General features: G+C 68.1%; 15 protein-coding genes. 13 read left to right on the top strand and 2 right to left on the bottom strand.

Translation table 11 applies throughout. The features are described 5' to 3' along the window. Nucleotides 1-309: 309 nt before the first annotated feature. Complete coding sequence (gene glpK / locus AC3WTD_RS14690) at nucleotides 310-1,809, top strand: glycerol kinase GlpK (protein WP_492614226.1); 1,500 nt, start codon at nucleotides 310-312, stop codon at nucleotides 1,807-1,809. 63 nt (nucleotides 1,810-1,872) lie between these two features. On the opposite strand, the gene AC3WTD_RS14695 is transcribed toward glpK, so the two are convergent. Next, nucleotides 1,873-2,808, bottom strand: coding sequence for a carbohydrate kinase family protein (locus AC3WTD_RS14695; protein ID WP_027493861.1), 936 nt, complete (start codon nucleotides 2,806-2,808; stop codon nucleotides 1,873-1,875). Between the two features lie 273 nt (nucleotides 2,809-3,081). Here AC3WTD_RS14695 and AC3WTD_RS14700 point away from each other — a divergent pair, with 273 nt between their 5' ends. The 12 genes from AC3WTD_RS14700 (at nucleotide 3,082) to AC3WTD_RS14755 (ending at nucleotide 16,721) form a co-directional block, all read left to right on the top strand. Then, a complete protein-coding gene (locus AC3WTD_RS14700; protein ID WP_027493860.1) occupies nucleotides 3,082-4,128 on the top strand; it encodes a rod shape-determining protein in 1,047 nt (348 codons plus the stop codon). Nucleotides 4,129-4,448: 320 nt separating this feature from the next. Further along, nucleotides 4,449-5,402 (top strand): rod shape-determining protein MreC, encoded by a 954-nt coding sequence (gene mreC, locus AC3WTD_RS14705; protein WP_492614227.1) that lies wholly within the window; start codon nucleotides 4,449-4,451, stop codon nucleotides 5,400-5,402. Then, nucleotides 5,399-5,884, top strand: a complete 486-nt coding sequence (mreD, locus tag AC3WTD_RS14710) for a rod shape-determining protein MreD (protein ID WP_027493858.1) — start codon at nucleotides 5,399-5,401, stop codon at nucleotides 5,882-5,884. The genes mreC and mreD overlap by 4 nt, the downstream gene beginning before the upstream one ends. A 16-nt stretch (nucleotides 5,885-5,900) precedes the next feature. After that, nucleotides 5,901-7,898 (top strand): penicillin-binding protein 2, encoded by a 1,998-nt coding sequence (gene mrdA / locus AC3WTD_RS14715; protein ID WP_027493857.1) that lies wholly within the window; start codon nucleotides 5,901-5,903, stop codon nucleotides 7,896-7,898. After that, nucleotides 7,895-9,010 (top strand): rod shape-determining protein RodA, encoded by a 1,116-nt coding sequence (rodA, locus tag AC3WTD_RS14720; protein ID WP_027493856.1) that lies wholly within the window; start codon nucleotides 7,895-7,897, stop codon nucleotides 9,008-9,010. Before mrdA ends, rodA begins: the two co-directional genes overlap by 4 nt. Before the next feature lie 83 nt (nucleotides 9,011-9,093). Then, a complete protein-coding gene (gene mltB, locus AC3WTD_RS14725) occupies nucleotides 9,094-10,104 on the top strand; it encodes a lytic murein transglycosylase B (protein ID WP_492614228.1) in 1,011 nt (336 codons plus the stop codon). Further along, on the top strand, nucleotides 10,101-11,003 hold the full coding sequence (locus AC3WTD_RS14730) for a septal ring lytic transglycosylase RlpA family protein (protein ID WP_027493854.1): 903 nt from the start codon (nucleotides 10,101-10,103) through the stop codon (nucleotides 11,001-11,003). Before mltB ends, AC3WTD_RS14730 begins: the two co-directional genes overlap by 4 nt. Nucleotides 11,004-11,076: 73 nt before the next feature. Beyond that, nucleotides 11,077-12,327 (top strand): D-alanyl-D-alanine carboxypeptidase family protein, encoded by a 1,251-nt coding sequence (locus AC3WTD_RS14735; RefSeq protein WP_492614229.1) that lies wholly within the window; start codon nucleotides 11,077-11,079, stop codon nucleotides 12,325-12,327. Continuing rightward, complete coding sequence (locus AC3WTD_RS14740) at nucleotides 12,327-12,617, top strand: DUF493 family protein (protein ID WP_027493852.1); 291 nt, start codon at nucleotides 12,327-12,329, stop codon at nucleotides 12,615-12,617. The genes AC3WTD_RS14735 and AC3WTD_RS14740 overlap by 1 nt, the downstream gene beginning before the upstream one ends. Before the next feature lie 125 nt (nucleotides 12,618-12,742). Beyond that, the gene (gene lipB / locus AC3WTD_RS14745; protein ID WP_492614261.1) at nucleotides 12,743-13,447 is read left to right on the top strand and encodes a lipoyl(octanoyl) transferase LipB; all 705 of its coding nucleotides are present in this window, start codon (nucleotides 12,743-12,745) and stop codon (nucleotides 13,445-13,447) included. An 11-nt stretch (nucleotides 13,448-13,458) separates the two neighbouring features. Continuing rightward, nucleotides 13,459-14,469, top strand: a complete 1,011-nt coding sequence (gene lipA / locus AC3WTD_RS14750; RefSeq protein ID WP_425504525.1) for a lipoyl synthase — start codon at nucleotides 13,459-13,461, stop codon at nucleotides 14,467-14,469. 8 nt (nucleotides 14,470-14,477) lie between these two features. Beyond that, complete coding sequence (locus AC3WTD_RS14755) at nucleotides 14,478-16,721, top strand: carboxy terminal-processing peptidase (protein ID WP_492614230.1); 2,244 nt, start codon at nucleotides 14,478-14,480, stop codon at nucleotides 16,719-16,721. Nucleotides 16,722-16,824: 103 nt separating this feature from the next. Here AC3WTD_RS14755 and AC3WTD_RS14760 read toward each other — a convergent pair whose 3' ends face one another. Further along, the gene (locus tag AC3WTD_RS14760) at nucleotides 16,825-18,147 is read right to left on the bottom strand and encodes an aspartyl/asparaginyl beta-hydroxylase domain-containing protein (protein WP_492614231.1); all 1,323 of its coding nucleotides are present in this window, start codon (nucleotides 18,145-18,147) and stop codon (nucleotides 16,825-16,827) included. Nucleotides 18,148-18,272 lie beyond the last annotated feature (125 nt).

Consider the following 18,272-nt stretch of genomic DNA (forward strand, 5'->3'; position numbering starts at 1 on the left):
TGCGACCTGCAACAGCTCGCTGCCTGGGGCTTTTTCCTGGAAGGCCTCCCCCTCCGGGGTGGCCTTCGCTTTTTGGGGCGGGCGTCGTCCGCTGCGGCGAGACCTGGAAGGCCTCTCGATTCCAGTTTTCGGGTACGGGGCCAGCCGCGTCCATCAGGCTGGCAGCCGACGCCGAGCCCCAGTTCGGTCCCGGCAGCGGGAGATGCGCCGGCGGTGATACCCCAGTGCCACTCCTGTCCAGGACCATGATGCGCATCGCGCACGTCCAGTTGCTACGCTCTGTCGATGGCTCGTGTGGAAGGAATGGCGGTGGCGCAACGTTACATACTGGCGATAGATCAGGGCACCACCAGCTCGCGCGCCATCCTGTTCGACCGGGCCGGTGGCGTGGTCGGCTCGGCGCAGCGCGAATTCAGGCAGATCTTCCCGCAGCCGGGCTGGGTGGAGCACGATCCGCAGGAGATTCTCGCCAGCGTGCTGGCCACCGTGGCCGAGGTACTGGCCTCGGTACGGGCCGAGGCCAGCGAACTGGCTGGCATCGGCATTACCAACCAACGCGAGACCACGGTGGTATGGGATCGGCAGAGCGGTAGACCGGTCCACAACGCGGTCGTGTGGCAGTCGCGGCAAAGCCTGGCAATCTGCGAACGGCTGGAAGCCGATGGTCACGCGCCGCTGGTGCGCGAGAAGACCGGCTTGCTGATCGACGCCTACTTCTCCGGCAGCAAGGTCCGCTGGATCCTCGATCACGTCGATGGCGCGCGTACCCGGGCGGAGCGCGGCGACCTGCTGTTTGGCACGATCGACAGCTGGCTGATCTGGAATCTCACGGGTGGCAGGCTGCACGTCACCGATGTCAGCAACGCCGCGCGCACGCTGCTGTTCGACATCCACGCGCGCCAGTGGGACGACGAGTTGCTGCGCATGCTGGGCATCCCGCGCAGCATGTTGCCGCAGGTGCGTTCGTGCAGCGAGGTCTACGGTCACACCGCGGCGCTGCCCGGTTTGCCGGCCGGTGTGCCGATCAGCGGCGTGGCCGGCGATCAGCAGGCCGCGCTGTTCGGTCAGGCCTGCTTCGAGCCCGGCATGGCCAAGAACACCTATGGCACCGGCTGCTTCATGCTGATGCATACCGGAACCCAGGCCGTGCCCTCGCGACATGGGTTGTTGACCACGATCGCGTGGGAGCTGGATGGTGTCGTCGAATACGCGCTGGAGGGCAGCATCTTCGTCGCCGGATCGGTGGTGCAGTGGCTGCGCGATGGCCTGCACATGCTGGTGCACGCCAGCGATTCGCAGGCGTGCGCCGAAAGCGTGGAGTCGAGCGAAGGCGTGTACCTGGTACCGGCTTTCGTCGGGCTGGGCGCGCCGTACTGGCGCAGCGACGTGCGCGGCGCGATGTTCGGGCTGTCGCGCGGCACCCGCAAGGAACACGTGGTGCGGGCTGCGCTGGAGTCGATGGCCTACCAGTCGCGCGACGTGCTGGCCGCGATGGAAGCCGATGCGGGCATCCCGCTGAAGGAACTGCGCGCGGACGGCGGCGCCATCGCCAACGACTTCATGGCGCAGTTCCAGAGCGACATGCTCGGCGTGCCGGTGCTGCGGCCGAAGATCGCCGAGACCACCGCACTGGGCGCGGCCTACCTCGCCGGGCTGGCCGTGGGTTTCTGGGAAAGCCGTGCGCAGCTCGCGAAGCTGTGGCAGGTCGAGCGCCGCTTCCAGCCGGCGATGGCTGAGCCCGCCCGCGAGCGCCTGTACCAGGGCTGGCGCAATGCCGTCGCTGCCACCATCGGCTTTCGCGTGGGCTGAAACGAACGAGGCTCCCGGCATGGCGCCGGAGCCCCGTTTCATTGTGACCGGTGGCGACCTGGCTCAATCCAGCGCGTAGCCGAACTGGTCAAGGAACTCGGCGGCGAATTCGACATAGTCGAAGCGCTGGTTCTGCGTGCCGGGATGCTCCACCTTCAGCGCGCCCATCAGCGAGGCCATGCGGCCGGCGGTCGGCCAGTCCTTGCCGTGCATGATGCCGAAGATCAGGCCGGCGCGATACGCGTCGCCGCAACCGGTGGGGTCCACGATCTGGCGTTCGCGCGCCGGCGGGATGTGATGGGTATCGCTGCCGGCGTGGATGACCGAGCCGCGCGGGCCCTGCGTCACGATATACGCCGTCACCCGCTCGGCGATTTCGGAGGTGCTCCAGCCGGTGCGCGCCTGCAGCAGCTGCGACTCGTAGTCGTTGACGATCACGTAGGTCGACTTGCCGATCATCGAGCGGAACTCGTCGCCGCTGAACAGCGGCATCGCCTGGCCCGGATCGAAGATGAACGGCACGCCGCGTGCGGCGAACTCGTTCACGTGTTGCAGCATCGCCTCGCGGCCGTCGGGGGCGACGATCGCGAAGTCGATCTGCGGGATGTCGCGCACGTGGTTTTCCTGCGCGCTGGACATCGCACCGGGGTGGAAGGCGGTGATCTGGTTGTTGTCCAGATCGGTGGTGATGAAGCACTGCGGGGTGAACTGGTCGTCAAACTCACGCACGCCGTCGAGCCGGATGCCGCATTGCTCCATGTGCTTGCGGTACGGCCCGAAGTCCTGGCCCACGGCCGCCACCGGCAGCGGGTCGCCACCGAGCAGCTTGAGGTTGTAGGCGATATTGCCGGCACAGCCGCCGAACTCACGGCGCATGCGCGGCACCAGGAACGACACATTCAGGATGTGCATCTGATCGGGCAGGATGTGGTTCTTGAACTGGTCCTGGAACACCATGATGGTGTCGTAGGCCAGCGATCCGCAGATGACGGCAGGCATGACGTGCGGGAACCCCCGGCAGCGATGTGGAAAAGAGCACGCGCGCCCGGCCTGGAGCCGGACCGGGTGGCTTCGGTCAAAGGGTTGAATGGTAGCGCCATCTGCTCGACTTGGCGACTTCGTGCGCCGGTGACCAGCTCAGTTCGCGGCGCAGAAAGTGTGCTTATGATCGTGTTGTAGAAGGGTTTCTTAACGTTATTGTCCTTGCGCCTGGCAGTCGCGCTGACTAGACTGGCGAGCTTGATTTTTAGCCAGGCCGAATGCGGCGGACCCATGTTCAAGAAGTTTCGCGGAATCTTCTCCAACGACATCTCCATCGACCTCGGCACCGCCAACACACTGATTTACGTGCGTGGCCAGGGCATCGTGCTGAACGAGCCATCGGTGGTGGCGATCCGTCAGGATCGCGGCCCCGGCGGTCCGCGCACGATCGCTGCGGTCGGCAGCGACGCCAAGCGCATGCTCGGCCGCACGCCGGGCAACATCGCCACGGTGCGGCCGATGAAGGACGGCGTGATCGCCGACTTCACCATGACCGAAGCGATGCTGCAGCACTTCATCAAGCAGGTGCACAAGTCGCGCTTCCTGCGCCCGAGCCCGCGCGTGCTGGTCTGCGTGCCGTGCGGCTCGACCCAGGTCGAGCGCCGCGCCATCAAGGAATCGGCCGAAGGCGCCGGCGCCCGCGACGTGTTCCTGATCGAGGAGCCGATGGCCGCCGCGATCGGCGCCGGCATCCCGGTGCACGAGGCGCGCGGCGCAATGGTGCTGGACATCGGCGGCGGCACCTCGGAAGTGGCGGTGATCTCACTCAACGGTATCGTCTACTCGCAGTCGGTGCGCGTGGGTGGCGACCGCTTCGACGAGGCCATCATCAACTACGTGCGACGCAATCATGGCACCCTGATCGGCGAATCCACCGCCGAGCGGATCAAGCTGCAGATCGGCTGCGCGTTCCCGCAGGGCGAGGTCAAGGAGGTCGAGATCTCCGGCCGCAACCTGGCCGAGGGCGTGCCGCGCATGTTCACGATCAACTCCAACGAAATTCTGGAAGCGCTGCACGAGCCGCTGGCCGGCATCGTGGCGGCGGTGAAGTCGGCGCTGGAGCAGACTCCGCCGGAACTGTGCTCCGACGTCGCCGAGCGCGGCATCGTGCTGACCGGCGGCGGCGCGCTGCTGCGCGATCTGGACCGGCTGATCTCCGAAGAAACCGGTCTGCACGTGCAGGTGGCGGACGACCCGCTGACCTGCGTGGCGCGCGGCGGCGGCAAGGCGCTGGAGCTGATCGATCAGCACGGCAGCGATTTCTTCGCGCCCGAATAAGCCGAGAGCCTGCTCGTGGCCTTCGAGTGCCCCGCGTTGCCATTGAGTGGCTGTCAGGTGGCAGGGCGTGGCGCGGGCCTGGCTGGCTGGCAGGCCAAGCCGCGCGCTGCCGCATGGCGGCCACTCAATGGCAACCCGAAGGGCCGGGTCTGTTTGCCCGCATGCCGGCGTCATCACTCGGTCGTGGACGGACGTCCACTCCTCGCTCATCAAAGCCGAGTCCATCCCCGGACTCTCCCCGCGTGCCTTCATTCTTCCTTGGCCTGCGCGCAAACAGCTCCCGGCGCGGGGTACTCGAAGACCATGAGCAGGCTCTAGCGATGGCGCGTGCACGTGACGAGTCCTCGCCGCTGTTCGCCGGCAACGCCGCGGGCACGCTGCGGCTGATCGTCTACCTCGCGCTGGCCGTGGTGCTGATGGTGCTCGACCACCGCAACGGCTGGCTGTGGCGCCTGCGCTACGCGGCATCGGCGGTGGTCGAGCCGGTGTACCGGCTGGCGGGGTTGCCGGCGGTCGGGATTCGTACCATGAGCGTGGCGTTCGCCGATCGCCAGCGGCTGACCGAGCAGAACCAGCGCCTGCGCGAGGACCTGCTGCTGGCCAACGCCAAGTTGAACCGGATGGCCGCCGTCGCCGAACAGAACCAGCGCCTGAAGGAACTGCTCGACACCCAGCACAGCCTGGAACTGAACGTGCAGCTGGCGCGGGTGATCGGCGTGGATCTCGGCGCCTATCGCTACCAGCTCACCCTGAACATGGGCGCCCGCGACGGAGTCAGGCCAGGCCAGCCGGTGATCGACGCGCACGGGGTGATGGGCCAGGTGAAGGAAGTGCTGCCGACCACCTCGGTGGTGATGCTGATCACCGACCCGGCCCATGCGATCCCGGTGGTGGTCGAGCGCACCGGCCTGCGCACGGTGGCCTACGGCTCGCGCGACGGTGACCAGCTCAGCCTGCCGACCATTCCGCAGGCTGCCGACGTGCGCGTGGGCGACAAGTTGCTCACCTCGGGTCTCGGCGGGCGCTTTCCGCCGGGTTTTCCGGTTGGCGAGGTGCACTCGGTGGCGCCATCGGCGACCGGCATGTTCCTGGTGGCGATGGCGAAGCCGTCGGCGGATCTCGACCGCAGCGAGGACGTGCTGCTGCTGCATGATCAGGCCGAGCCGGACGGCCCGCCGGCGCCGGTGACCCCGATGGGGCCGCCGGCCGGGCTGGCGCCGGCCGTTGCCGGCTCGACCCCCGCGCCGGCGAGCACCAGCGGAGCGCCGCGATGAACCGACAGCGCCTGAGCCTGTGGTGGTTCGTCGGCACGCTGGTGTTCGCGCTGGCGTCTATGCTGGTGCCGCTGCCCGGCGTGCTGGAGCCGTTCAAGCCGTACTGGCCAGCGCTGATCCTGCTGTACTGGTCGCTGGAATCGGAAGACCGGGTTACCCTCGGACTGGCGTTCACGGTGGGCCTGGCGGCGGACCTGCTCAACGGCGTGGTGCTGGGCGAGCAGGCGCTGCGCCTGTGCGCGTTGGCATTCATCGCGCTGCGCTTCCGCTCGCGGCTACGCTTCTTCCCGATGTGGCAGCAGGCGCTGGCGGTGCTGGCGCTGCTGCTGAACGACCGCATCCTGCTGCTGATCGTGCGCGTGCTGGCCGGCGCGTCGCTGCCGCCGGCGAGCTGGTGGATCTCGCCGTTCGTGGGCGCCGCGCTGTGGCCGTTCCTGTTCCTGCTGCTCGACGACCTGCGCGCGCGGCTACGGATCCAATGAGCCATGAACCCGTGACATGAAACCCCGGCGCTCGATCAAGGACCCCCGCGGCGAGAGCCTGCTGTTCCGGCGTCGCGCGCTGGCCGGTTTCGTGCTGATCGTGTTGTGCCTGTGCCTGCTCGTCGGCCGCTTCGTGTTCCTGCAGGTGATGCGCCACGACGAGTTCGTCACCCGTTCGCAGGCCAACCGGGTCAAGCCGCGCGCGATCCCGCCGGCGCGCGGGCTGATCTACGACCGCAACGGCGTGCTGCTGGCCGACAACGTGCCCGCGTTCCGCCTCGAAGTGGTGCCCGAGCAGGTCAAGGACATGCCGGCGCTGCTGGCCCGGCTGGGCGAGGTGGTGCCGCTGGACCCGGGCGACCTGGACGCGTTCCGCAAGCAGCTGAAGCAGAGCCGGCGCTTCGAGAGCGTGCCGCTGAAGCTGCACCTGACGGAGGACGAGATCGCCCGCTTCGCGGTGAACCGCTGGCGCTTTCCCGGTGTCGACGTGGTGCCTTACCTGACCCGGCGCTATCCGCTGCGCGGGTTGTTCGCGCACGTGGTGGGCTATGTCGGGCGCATCGACGCGGACGACCTGGAACGGCTCGACCCCAAGCGCTACCAAGGCACCAGCCACGTCGGCCGCAGCGGCATCGAGCGTTCCTACGAAAACATTCTGCACGGCACGCCGGGCTACGAGCTGCTCGAGGTGAATGCCGACGGGCGCACGCAGCGCGTGCTGGAGACGCATGCGCCCACGCCGGGCAGGAATCTCTACCTGAGCCTCGACGTGCGTCTGCAGAAAGCTGCCGAAGCGGCGTTCGAGGGCCGCCCCGGCGCGGCGGTGGCGATCGATCCGCGCAATGGCCAGGTGCTGGCGATGGTCAGCGTGCCCAGCTTCGACCCCAACCTGTTCGTCAACGGTATCGGGCAGGCCGACTACGCCGCGCTGACCAACGACCCCGAGAAGCCGCTGTACAACCGCGCGCTGCGCGGGGTGTATCCGCCCGGCTCCACGGTGAAGCCGCTGATCGGCCTGGCCGGGCTGGAAACCGGCATGCGCACGCCGCAGGACACCGTGGTCTCCACCGGCGTGTTCTACATTCCCGGCCAGCAGCGCGGCTATCGCGACGACCAGCGTGGCGGCGTGGGGCGGGTCGACCTGGTGGGGGCGATCGAGCAGTCGGTGAACACCTACTTCTACAAGCTCGCGCTGGACATGGGTATCGACCGGTTCAGCGGGTACATGGGCAAGTTCGGCTTCGGCCGCCCGACCGGCATCGATCTGGTCGGCGAATCCTCCGGCGTGCTGCCCTCGCGCGAATGGAAGGCGGCCAACTTCCGCCAGCCGTGGTACCCGGGCGAGACGGTGATCGCCGGCATCGGCCAGGGCTACTGGGCGGTGACGCCGCTGCAGCTGGGCCACGCGATCGCCACCTTCGCCGGCCATGGCGTGCCGTACGCGCCGCGTCTGGCGATGGCGACCCAGGGCGGCGTCAACGCAGCGCCGCAGCCGCTGGCCAATCCGCCGAGTGGGCCGTCGGTGATCCGCAAGCCGGCCGACTGGGACGTGGTGAACCAGGGCATGCAGCAGGTGATCTACGGCGCGCGGGGCACCGGTCGCCAGCTTGGCGTCGGCTTTCCCTACCTGATGGCCGGCAAGAGCGGCACCGCCGAGCGCTTCTCGCGCCGGTCCGAGGCCTACGATACGAACCGCAGCACGGAGTACCTGGCGACCCGCCATCGCGCCTGGTTCGTTGCCTACGCGCCGGCCGACAACCCGCAGATCGCGGTGGCGGCGATCCTGGAATCCGGCGCCTGGGGCGCCTCGGCGGCTGGACCGATCGTGCGTACCATCCTCGATACCTGGCTGGCGTCGCACGGTGGCGAGATCGCGGACGCGAAACGCCTGTCGGTATCGGCCGCGCCGTTGCCGCCGATAGCCCGGAACGCTCCGCCCGACGCCGGCGTGGAAGACAGCGAGCCGGTGGAGGATCTGCCGACGCCGGCCACGAGCAGCGGAGGCACGCCATGATCGAGGCGCTGTACGCGCGCACGCGCCGCTTCCTGCGCCGCAGTCTGACCCGGCCGCGGATCGACCTGCCGCTCGCGCTCGGCCTGTTGGTGCTGGGGCTGACCGGCCTGGTCACGCTGTACAGCGCGGGCGACGGCAACCTGGCGCTGGTCGGCGGCCAGGCCGGCCGCTTCGTGCTGGGCGGCGTACTGCTGCTGCTGGTGTCGCGCATTCCGCCGCCGGTGCTGCGCGGCTGGACGCCCTGGCTGTATGCCGGCAGCACCGCGCTGCTGGTGGTGGTGGCGATCCTGGGCGAAGGTCGCGGCTCGACCCGCTGGCTGGACCTGGGCTTCATGCGCTTTCAGCCGTCCGAACTGCTCAAGCTGACCATGCCGATGATGGTGGCCTGGTACCTGCACCCGCGCCAGCTGCCGCCGGGCTGGAAGGACATCGCGGTGGTCGGCTTGCTGATCGCGATCCCGGCCGGGCTGATCGTCGAGCAGCCCGACCTGGGCACCGCCGTGCTGGTAGCCGCGGCCGGCGCGTTCGCGCTGTTCCTGTCCGGCATGGCGTGGTGGCGCATCGGCCTGCTGCTCGGCGCAGTGGCCGGGATGATTCCGGTCGGCTGGCACTTCCTGCACCAATATCAGCGCGACCGCGTGCTGACCCTGCTCAATCCGGAATCCGATCCGCTCGGCAACGGCTGGCACATCATCCAGTCGCAGATCGCGGTAGGCTCCGGCGGCGTCTTCGGCAAGGGCTGGCTGCACAGTACGCAGTCGCGGCTGGATTTCCTGCCCGAGCACACCACCGACTTCATCTTCGCGGTGTTCTCCGAGGAGTTCGGCCTGGTCGGGGTGATCGCGCTGGTCGCGCTGTACGCGTTCATCATCGGCCGCTGCCTGTGGATCGCGATGGAGGCGCGCGACACCTATTCGCGCTTGCTCGCCGGCGCGATCGGCATGAGCTTCTTCGTTTACGTGTTCGTCAACGGCGGCATGGTCGCCGGCATGCTGCCGGTGGTCGGCGTGCCGCTGCCGCTGATCAGCTACGGCGGCACCTCGGCGGTGTCGCTGCTGACCGGCTTCGGCGTGCTGATGTCGATCCACGCCAACCGCAAGATGCACCTTTAGAAACGCCGACTTTCCGCCCGGCTCGCGCCTGCGTGCGTGCTAGGCTTCCGGCGACGTCGAAATTCTGTGAGGCAAGCCACGACATGACAGTTGCGCCCGTGCCGTCAGCGGCCCGTTTCCTCGCCATCCTCCTCGTGCTGTGGATGGGCGCTTCGACCCCCGCCACGGCGACGACGCACCCCGGCCAGGCCGAGCTGGTGCGCGAGGTGGCGCGCGAGACCGGCAAGAGCCCGCAGGCGCTGAATGCGTTGCTCGACGGCGCGAAAAGGCAGCAGGCCATCCTCGACGCGATCAGCCGCCCGGCCGAGGCCAAGCCATGGAAGGACTACCGGCCGATCTTCCTCACCGACAAGCGCATCAATGACGGCGTCGCGTTCTACCGCGCGCACCGCGCGCTGCTGGAGCAGGTCGGCAAGCAGTACGGCGTGGCGCCCGAGTACATCGTGGCGATCGTCGGCGTGGAGACCAGCTACGGCCGCAACACCGGCAAGTACAAGGTGCTCGACGCGCTGGTCACGCTGGGGCTGTACTACCCGCCGCGGGCCACGTTCTTCCGCGCGCAGCTGAAGGAACTGCTGAGCCTGCCGGACAACCACCTGGCCGGGCCGGTCGACACGCTCACCGGCTCCTACGCCGGCGCGCAGGGCTGGGGCCAGTTCATGCCCACCAGCATCCGCGACTTCGCGGTGGACGCCGACCACGATGGCCATATCGATCTGTCGAATTCGCTGCCGGATATCTTCGCCAGCGTGGCGAACTACTTCGTGCGGCACGGCTGGATCGCCGGCGGCCCGGTGGCGGCGCAGGCGCAGCCGGACGGCGCGGCGAAGCCGATCGCGGTGAAGGACGCCACGCCGCAGTGGCCGCTGGAACAGCTGGTGGCGTGGGGCTACGCGCCGCTGCAGCACCTGCCGCCGGGCGAACCGGCCAGCCTGCAGACGCTGGACGGCCCGAACGGACCGGAATACTGGTTCACCTTCCAGAATTTCTACGTGATCACCCGCTACAACCGCAGCCCGCTGTATGCGCTGGCGGTGGGCCAGCTGGCGCAGGCGATCGCCGCCGGCGCCGACCCGGCGGAAGTCACGCGATGAGGGCGGCGGGTGCTGCGGTGCTGCTGCTGGCGGCCCTGCTGCTGGCCGGCTGCGGTGGTCATCGGACCAGGCCCTCGCATGGCGGCAGCCGGCAGGATCGCGCCTGGGGCCAGCCGGCAGACAGCCGCGGCGGTTTTTACGACGACCTCGGCAAGCCACAGGGCAGTCGCTATCGCGACGGTGCCGACAGCGTGCCGCCGCCATTGGACGTCAGCAAACTGGTTGAGCCGGTGCCGAAGGTCGAGCCGCGTTCGCTGTACGGCAACAAGTCGCCGTACAGCGTGCTCGGGCAGACCTACCGCGTGCTGCCCAGCGCGCGCGGCTACGACGAGCGCGGCATCGCCTCGTTCTACGGCAACAAGTTCCACGGCTACAAGACCTCCAGCCTGGAGACCTACGACATGTACACGTTCAGCGCGGCCAGCACCACGCTGCCGCTACCCAGCTACGCGCGGGTCACCAACCTGGAGAACGGCAAGAGCGTGATCGTGCGGGTCAACGACCGCGGCCCGTTCCATCAGAACCGGCTGATCGACCTGTCCTACGCCGCCGCGGTGAAGATCGGCATCTGGCCCAAGGGCACCGGACTGGTCGAGGTGCGCGGGATCGATCCGTCTACTCCGGCGCAGGAACTGCCGCCGCCGGTTGCGGTCCCAGCCGGACAGCCGGACATCTATCTGCAGGTGGGTGCGTTTGCCGACGCCGACAACGCCGAAAGGCTGGCCCGGCGCCTGCGTCAGGCCAACCTGGGCGCGGTGCAGGTGAGCGATGCCACGGTCAACGGCCGTCGCGTGCGCCGCGTGCGCGTGGGGCCGCTGGTCAGCGTGGATCGCGCCGACCAGATCAGTGCCCGGATCGAGAACATGGGTCTGCCGCGGCCCCAGGTCGCAGTAGACTGAGCAGGATTTGCGCATTCTTTTTCCTTCCGCCGGCGCCGCGACGCCGACACCAGCCATCGGACCGATTTCCACGATGAATTTTCTCCGCCGCACCCTGATCCCGTTCGCCACCGTCCTGCTGGTCGGCGTTGCCGTTGCGCAGACGCCGCCGCGCCCGTCGCCGGTGCCGCGCCCGGTGGTGCCGGACGCGCCGGTGCCGCCGCCGCCGGACGTCGACGGCAAGAGCTGGGTGCTGATGGACTACGCCACCGGCCAGATCCTCGCCAGCAAGGAGCCGGACCTGCGCGTGGAGCCGGCCTCGATCACCAAGGTGATGACCGACTACGTGGTCTCCGCCGAGATCGCCAACGGCAAGATCCACATGACCGACCCGGTCACCATCAGCGAGAACGCCTGGCGCGGCGGTGGCGCCGGCACCGACGGTTCCACCAGCTTCCTCAAGCTCAACAGCCAGGTGCCGCTGAAGGATCTGCTGTACGGCATGATCATCCAGTCCGGCAACGACGCGGCGATCGCGCTGGCCGAGCACACCGCCGGCTCCGAGCCGGCGTTCGCCGGGCTGATGAACGCCTACGCCAAGCAGCTGGGCATGGTCAACTCGAACTTCCAGAACGCCTCCGGCTATCCGATCGCCAACCACTACACCACCGCGCATGACATCGCGATTCTGTCGCGCGCGCTGATCCACGACTTCCCCGAGGACTACGCGATCTCCGCGGTGAAGGAGTTCGAGTGGAACGGGATCAAGCAGCACAACCGCAACACCCTGCTGTGGCGCGACCCCAGCGTGGACGGCATCAAGACCGGGCACACCGCGGCCGCCGGCTACTGCCTGGCCGCCTCGGCCAAGCAGGGCGAGGCGCGCATGGTCGCGGTGGTGATGGGCGCCAGCAGCGAGAAGGCGCGCGCCGATTCGGCGATGGCGCTGATGAGCTACGGCTTCCGCTTCTACGAGACGCACAAGCTGTACGGCGCCGACAAGCCGCTGGCCACGCCGCGGCTGTGGAAGGGTGCGGCCAACCAGCTGCCACTGGGCGTGGCCGAGGACGTGCTGGTCACCGTCAAGCGCGGCCAGTACGACCAGCTCAAGGCGACCATGGACATCCCCGCCACGCTGATCGCGCCGTTCACCAAGGGCCAGCAGATCGGCACGCTGCGCATCACCCTGGACGGCCAGCCGGTGCAGAGCGTGCCGCTGATCGCGTTGCAGGATGCGCCGCAGGGCGGCTTCTTCTCGCGCCTGTGGGACAGCATCCTGCTGTGGTTCCACAGCGACAAGAAGGCCGATGCCCCGTCACCGGCCAAGGGCGCGGACGCGAAGTGATGCAGCCGATCGACTTCAGCAAGGCGAAGCAGGAAGGCAAGGGCTTCCAGTTTCCCGGCGAGTTCGAGATCACCGCGGTCGGCAACGCCAGCGCGAACCTGCCGGCGCACGTGCCGCAACTGCTGGAGCGCGCCGGCCTGCACGTGCTGCACGAAACCGTGCGGCACCGGCACTCCGGCGCCGGCAACTTCGTCTCGGTCACGGTCAGCTTCCGCTGCGACACCCGCGAGCAGTACGAGGCCGCGCACCACGCGCTGCGCGCCGACCCGGATATCCGGTATACGTTGTGAGAGCCGGGATTTAGGATTCGGGATTCGCAAAAGCCGCCCCCCGACCCCATGACGGAAGCGAGTTGCGCTTCTTTCGCCTAGGAAAAATGCAAGGCCACAAGCTCGCCGTGAACCACGAATCCCGAATCCCGAATCCCGGCTTTCAACAGCCGCATGGCTGGTCATCCCGGCCCCTCGCCATCCGCCGCCTCGGTCGCCAGCCCTACGCGGCCACCTGGAAGGCGATGAGTGCGTTCACCGACAACCGCACCGCCGACACGCCCGACGAATTCTGGCTGCTGGAGCACGACCCGGTGTTCACCCTGGGCCAGGCCGGCAAGATGGAGCACGTGCTGGCGCCGGGTGACATCCCGGTGATTTCGGTCGATCGCGGCGGTCAGGTGACCTACCACGGGCCGGGCCAGATCGTCGGCTATCCGCTGATCGACCTGCGCCGCGCCGGCGTGGGCGTGCGCGAGCTGGTGCACCGGATCGAGCAGGCGCTGATCGACACGCTGACGCACTGGAACGTGGTGGCGGTGCGCCGCGAGGGCGCGCCCGGGGTCTACGTGGCCGACGCCAAGGTCGCCGCGCTCGGCCTGCGCGTGCGCCGCGGCTGCAGCTTCCACGGGCTGGCCTTCAACGTGGCCATGGACCTGGAGCCGTTCCAGCGCATCAACCCCTGCGGTTACAAGGGTTTGGCGGTCACGCAGCTGCTAGACTTGGGCGGTCCGTCGCAGTTGGCTACGGTCGAGGACGTGCTGGTAGAGGAGTTTTGCCGCCAGTTCGGCTTCACCGCCATGCCCGCCGCTCCCATCCTGCCCGAACTCCCCGCCCGCAAGGCGGTCTGAGCCGTCTACCCATGAGCGAAATCTCCGCCCCTTCCCCCAAGATCATCCCGCTCGCCGTGGTCAGCGGCGCGCCCGCGGGCGAAAAGCAGCTGGGCAACGACAAGATCGCGCTGAACCGTGCCGGCTTCGATACCGGCGCGCCGACCCTGCGCAAGCCCAGCTGGATCCGCGTGCGGCTGCCGCAGGGCAACGCCGTGCAGCAGCTGAAGGCGCGCCTGCGCGAGAACTCGCTGGTCACGGTGTGCGAGGAAGCGTCCTGCCCGAACATCCACGAGTGCTTCAGCAAGGGCACCGCCACCTTCATGATCCTCGGCGAGGTGTGCACGCGGCGCTGCTCGTTCTGCGACGTGGCGCATGGCCGCCCGGTGGCGCCCGATCCGCTGGAACCGGCGCGGCTGGCCGAGACCATCGCCGACATGCGCCTGAAGTACGTGGTGATCACCTCGGTCGACCGTGACGACCTGCGCGACGGCGGCGCCGAGCACTTCGCCGCCTGCATCCGCGCCACGCGCCATGCCAGCCCGCACATCCGCATCGAGATCCTCACCCCCGACTTCCGCGGCAAGGGCCGCATGGAACGCGCGCTGGAGGTGCTGAAGGACTTCCCGCCGGACGTGTTCAACCACAACCTGGAAACCGTGCCGCACCTGTACCGCGAAGTGCGCCCCGGCGCCGACTACCAGTGGTCGCTGGACCTGCTCAAGCGCTTCAAGGCGCAGCACCCGCAGGTGCCGACCAAGTCCGGCGTCATGCTTGGCCTGGGTGAAACGATGGAGCAGGTGCTCGAGACGATGCGCGATCTACGCGCCCATGACGTCGAGATGATCACCATCGGCCAGTACCTGCAGCCCACGCCGCACCATCACCCGGTGCTGCGCTACTGGAGGCCGGAAGAATTCGATGCGCTGCGCGCGGAAGGCGAGGCAATGGGTTTCCACCACGTCGCCTCCGGTCCGCTGGTGCGCTCGTCCTATCACGCCGACCTGCAGGCCCATGCAGCCGGCGTCACCGAGTCAGCCTGAGAACCCCCATGAAATTTCGTCCCGCGCTGCTCCTGCTGCTTGCCTTCACCGCGACCTGCGCGTTCGCACAGTCGGCTGCCGACCTCGGCGCCGGCAAGGCCCGCAAGGCGGCTACCTGGCCGCTCACCTCCACACCCGAGGAGGCGCAGGCCGCGCAGCTGTCGGCGCGTTTCCTGACCCGTTTCCACTACGACGCGCAGCCTCTCGACGATGCGATGTCGGCGCGCATCTACAAGGCGTATTTCAAGCTGCTGGACAGCGAGAAGGTGTTCTTCACCCAGGCCGACATGGCCAAGTTCGCGCCGCTGAAGACCCAGCTGGACGACGCGATCTGGAACCAGGACCTGTCGGCGCCGTTCGCCGTGTTCAACCTCTATGTGCAGCACGCGGTGGAGCGCATGAACTACGCACGCGGCCTGCTCAAGCAGGGCTTCGACCTCGCTGCCGACGAGAGCTACACCTTCGACCGCGAGCACGCCGACTGGCCGAAGGACCAGGCCGAGTTGAACGACCTGTGGCGCAAGCGCACCAAGAACGACTGGCTGCGCCTGAAGCTGGCCGGCAAGGACGATGCCGAGGTCCGCAAGACGCTGGACAAGCGCTACGCCAACTACATCGAACGGGTCCGCCAGCTCGACGGCCAGGACGCGTTCCAGGCCTTCATGACCGCGTACGCGGAGACCACCGACCCGCACACCGACTACCTCGGCCCGCGCGCGGCGGAGAACTTCGACATCGCGATGAAGCTGTCGCTGGAAGGCATCGGCGCGGTGCTGCAGCCGCGCGACGACTACACTCAGATCCGCGAGCTGGTGCCGGCCGGGCCGGCCGCCAAGTCTGGGCGGATCCAGGTGGGCGACCGCATCGTCGGCGTCGGTCAGGGCGACAACGGCCCGATCGTCGACGTGATCGGCTGGCGCCTTGACGACGTGGTCAACCTGATCCGCGGCAAGAAGGACACCACCGTGCGGCTGGAGGTCATCCCCGCGGACGTCGGCGTGGACGGCAAGCACGAGATGGTCAGCCTGGTGCGCAAGAAGGTCAGCATCGAGGAGCAGGCGGCGAAGAAGAAGATCGTGGAGATCAAGGACGGCGGAGCCACCCGCAAGATCGGCGTGATCGAGCTGCCCACGTTCTACTCCGACTTCGGCGCGCGCAATGCCGGCGACAAGGATTTCAAGAGCGCCACCCGCGACGTCGCCAGGCTGCTCGGCGAACTGAAGCATGAGGGCGTGCAGGGCGTGGTGATGGACCTGCGCAACAACGGCGGCGGCTCGCTGGCCGAGGCCAATACGCTGACCGGCCTGTTCATCGACAAGGGTCCGGTGGTGCAGGTGCGCGACTCCAAGGGCGGGGTCGAGGTGCAGGGCGACGACGACCCGGGCATGGCCTGGAGCGGGCCGCTGGCGGTGCTGGTCAACCGCGGCACGGCGTCGGCTTCGGAGATCTTCTCCGCGGCGATCCAGGACTACCACCGTGGTCTGATCATCGGCGAGCCCACCTTCGGCAAGGGCACCGTGCAGAACCTGGTGGACCTGGACCGCTTCGCGCAGGGCGACAGCGAGAAGCCGCAACTCGGCGAGCTGAAGATGACCATCCAGGAATTTTTCCGCATCAACGGCGGCTCCACCCAGCTGAAGGGGGTGACTCCGGACATCGCGTTCCCGAAGAACGGCGACGACAAGGACTTCGGCGAGTCGACCTACGACAACGCACTGAAGTGGACGCAGATCGCGCCGGCCGACTACCAGGTGGTGGCCAATCTCGCCGCCTACCTGCCGCAGCTGCAGCAGAAGCACGCCGAGCGCGTGGCCCATTTGCCGGCGTGGAAGCTGATGCTGGACGAGCTGGCGCAGTACCGCAGCATGCGCGCGAAGACCTCGGTCTCGCTGAACTTCGCCACGCGCGAGGTCGAGCGCAAGCAGCTGGAGGCGATCCAGGCCGACTTCCGCGCGCGGCACAAGGCCATCGACGGCAGCGACGCCTCGCTCGCCGACGAGGCCAGCAGCAGCCTCGATGACGGCCTCAACGCGAACGAGCGCAGCCTGAAGAGCGAGCTGAAGCAGGAGAAGGACGCGAAGAAGGCGAAGGACGTGCAGCTCAACGAGACCGCGCACATCCTGTTCGACGCGCTCGGCATGATCAAGACCGATCCGAAGCTGGCCAGCGAAGTACTGCCCTATGGCGGAAAAGACAGCGGCGGCCTCGCTGCGGCACCCGCCACGCCGGCGACAGCGAAACCGACGCACTGAAAAATCGTGCGATTGAAGAAGGGCAGCGCGAGAGCGCTGCCCTTCTTCTGCCCGATCATCCGGCGCCGGCCACCCACGGACTCGGCAGCCTTGACGGCAAGGGTCAGCCCGGCGTGACAGGTATCTCGCAGGACTGGTTGAAATCGCCGATCGCCTCGACCAGGTCGGTCACGGCCGCACGCTCCGCCTCGCTGAGGTCGGGATGCCAGCAGTCCAGGATCAGCACCACGCGCGTCTGCCCGCTGCGGTTCCACGCCTCATGCTCGTAGGTGTCGTCGAACGTCACGCATCGACCTTCCTGCCAGACGTGCTCTTCGCCACCTACGCGGATGGCGCAATCGGGCGGAACGATCAGCGGCAGATGGGTCACCAGTCGCGTGTTGGTGACCCCGGTGTGCAGCAGGATGTGGGTACCCGGACTCAGCACCGAGAACAGCGTTTCCGGCGCGTGGTCGCGGATGCGTACCAGCGGCAGCGTATCGAGCAAGGCGGTCGTTTGCGGGCAGCGCGCACAGTGTTCGTCATGGCGCTGGCCGTGGCGATAGAAAAAGTACGCATCCCAGGCGGGATCCTGGTTGCTGGACGAACGCAGCATGCTGCGACTGGCCTGCGCCGGCACCTGGCCCAGAAACGCCTCCAGCTGCTGTCCCCGCGACAACACGGCGTGCAGTTCCGCGCGCACCGTATCGGTCGCCGCCTCCAGCTGCTCCAGCCAGGGGAAGTGCTTGCGCGGATAGTACGGCTGACTGGCGATGCCGGGGAAATACAGGAATTTCGGCTTCTGTCGTGGATCGGGGATGTTCGCCGGCTGATCGAGGAAGTAGATCGCCAGACTGCGTTCCACCCGCGCCAGTTCGTCGCTGCCGTAACGCTCGCGCAGCGGATCCAGCGCGCCGCGGAACAAGCGGCGCCGTCCCTGGTTGACGTAACTCACAGCATGTTTCACCGCATCGCGCAGACCCGGCGCGGTGGTTGCGTCGTCCTGCCAGCGCCCCCGCGCCCGCGCGCTTTCGATGGCCATGAAATAGGCCTTCAGCGCCTCGTGCGATTGCTCCAGTTGTTCCAGCGCCATGCCCAGCTGCAGGCGCGCCACGAACGCCCGTGGCGCCAGCGAAAGCCCGCACCTGAAGCTGGTGACGGCTCCGCTGAAATCATCCACCGCCATCTGTGCGGTAGCCAGCTGGACCCAGGCAGCCGGGTCGTCCCGGGCCACCTTCACGGCGACCTGCAGGCGCTGGATGGCCGCCGCATGCTCCCCGCGCGCGGAGTGACAGCCGGCTACGAACCGCAGCGCCTCGACGTCCTGCGGGTGCCGCTCGAGCAGGCTCAGGAAAGACTTCTCCGCAGCGTCCGGCTCGCCCCGCTGCGCCTGTTGTCGCGCCATGCTGCGGCCGGCTTGCGGGGTATCGTCGTGCGGTCGGTTCATCGGCGGTCGATGGTCTCGCATGGACACGGTCGGCTCCCGCAGCGCAATCCGCGAGAACTCCACGTCGCCATCATACGCGGGATGCCCGGCCGATCGCCGGCTCCGCATGGCGTCGGGTGACAGGG

The sequence above is a fragment of the Rhodanobacter sp. FW106-PBR-R2A-1-15 genome (assembly GCF_058789735.1).

Excerpts from the sequence above, each read along its gene's own strand:
- AC3WTD_RS14695 (WP_027493861.1), bottom strand. The coding sequence starts at position 2,808 with ATGCCTGCCGTCATCTGCGGATCGCTGGCCTACGACACCATCATGGTG.
- AC3WTD_RS14700 (WP_027493860.1), top strand. The coding sequence starts at position 3,082 with ATGTTCAAGAAGTTTCGCGGAATCTTCTCCAACGACATCTCCATCGAC.
- mreC (WP_492614227.1), top strand. The coding sequence starts at position 4,449 with ATGGCGCGTGCACGTGACGAGTCCTCGCCGCTGTTCGCCGGCAACGCC.
- mreD (WP_027493858.1), top strand. The coding sequence starts at position 5,399 with ATGAACCGACAGCGCCTGAGCCTGTGGTGGTTCGTCGGCACGCTGGTG.
- mrdA (WP_027493857.1), top strand. The coding sequence starts at position 5,901 with ATGAAACCCCGGCGCTCGATCAAGGACCCCCGCGGCGAGAGCCTGCTG.
- rodA (WP_027493856.1), top strand. The coding sequence starts at position 7,895 with ATGATCGAGGCGCTGTACGCGCGCACGCGCCGCTTCCTGCGCCGCAGT.
- mltB (WP_492614228.1), top strand. The coding sequence starts at position 9,094 with ATGACAGTTGCGCCCGTGCCGTCAGCGGCCCGTTTCCTCGCCATCCTC.
- AC3WTD_RS14730 (WP_027493854.1), top strand. The coding sequence starts at position 10,101 with ATGAGGGCGGCGGGTGCTGCGGTGCTGCTGCTGGCGGCCCTGCTGCTG.
- AC3WTD_RS14735 (WP_492614229.1), top strand. The coding sequence starts at position 11,077 with ATGAATTTTCTCCGCCGCACCCTGATCCCGTTCGCCACCGTCCTGCTG.
- AC3WTD_RS14740 (WP_027493852.1), top strand. The coding sequence starts at position 12,327 with ATGCAGCCGATCGACTTCAGCAAGGCGAAGCAGGAAGGCAAGGGCTTC.
- lipA (WP_425504525.1), top strand. The coding sequence starts at position 13,459 with ATGAGCGAAATCTCCGCCCCTTCCCCCAAGATCATCCCGCTCGCCGTG.
- AC3WTD_RS14755 (WP_492614230.1), top strand. The coding sequence starts at position 14,478 with ATGAAATTTCGTCCCGCGCTGCTCCTGCTGCTTGCCTTCACCGCGACC.
- AC3WTD_RS14760 (WP_492614231.1), bottom strand. The coding sequence starts at position 18,147 with ATGAACCGACCGCACGACGATACCCCGCAAGCCGGCCGCAGCATGGCG.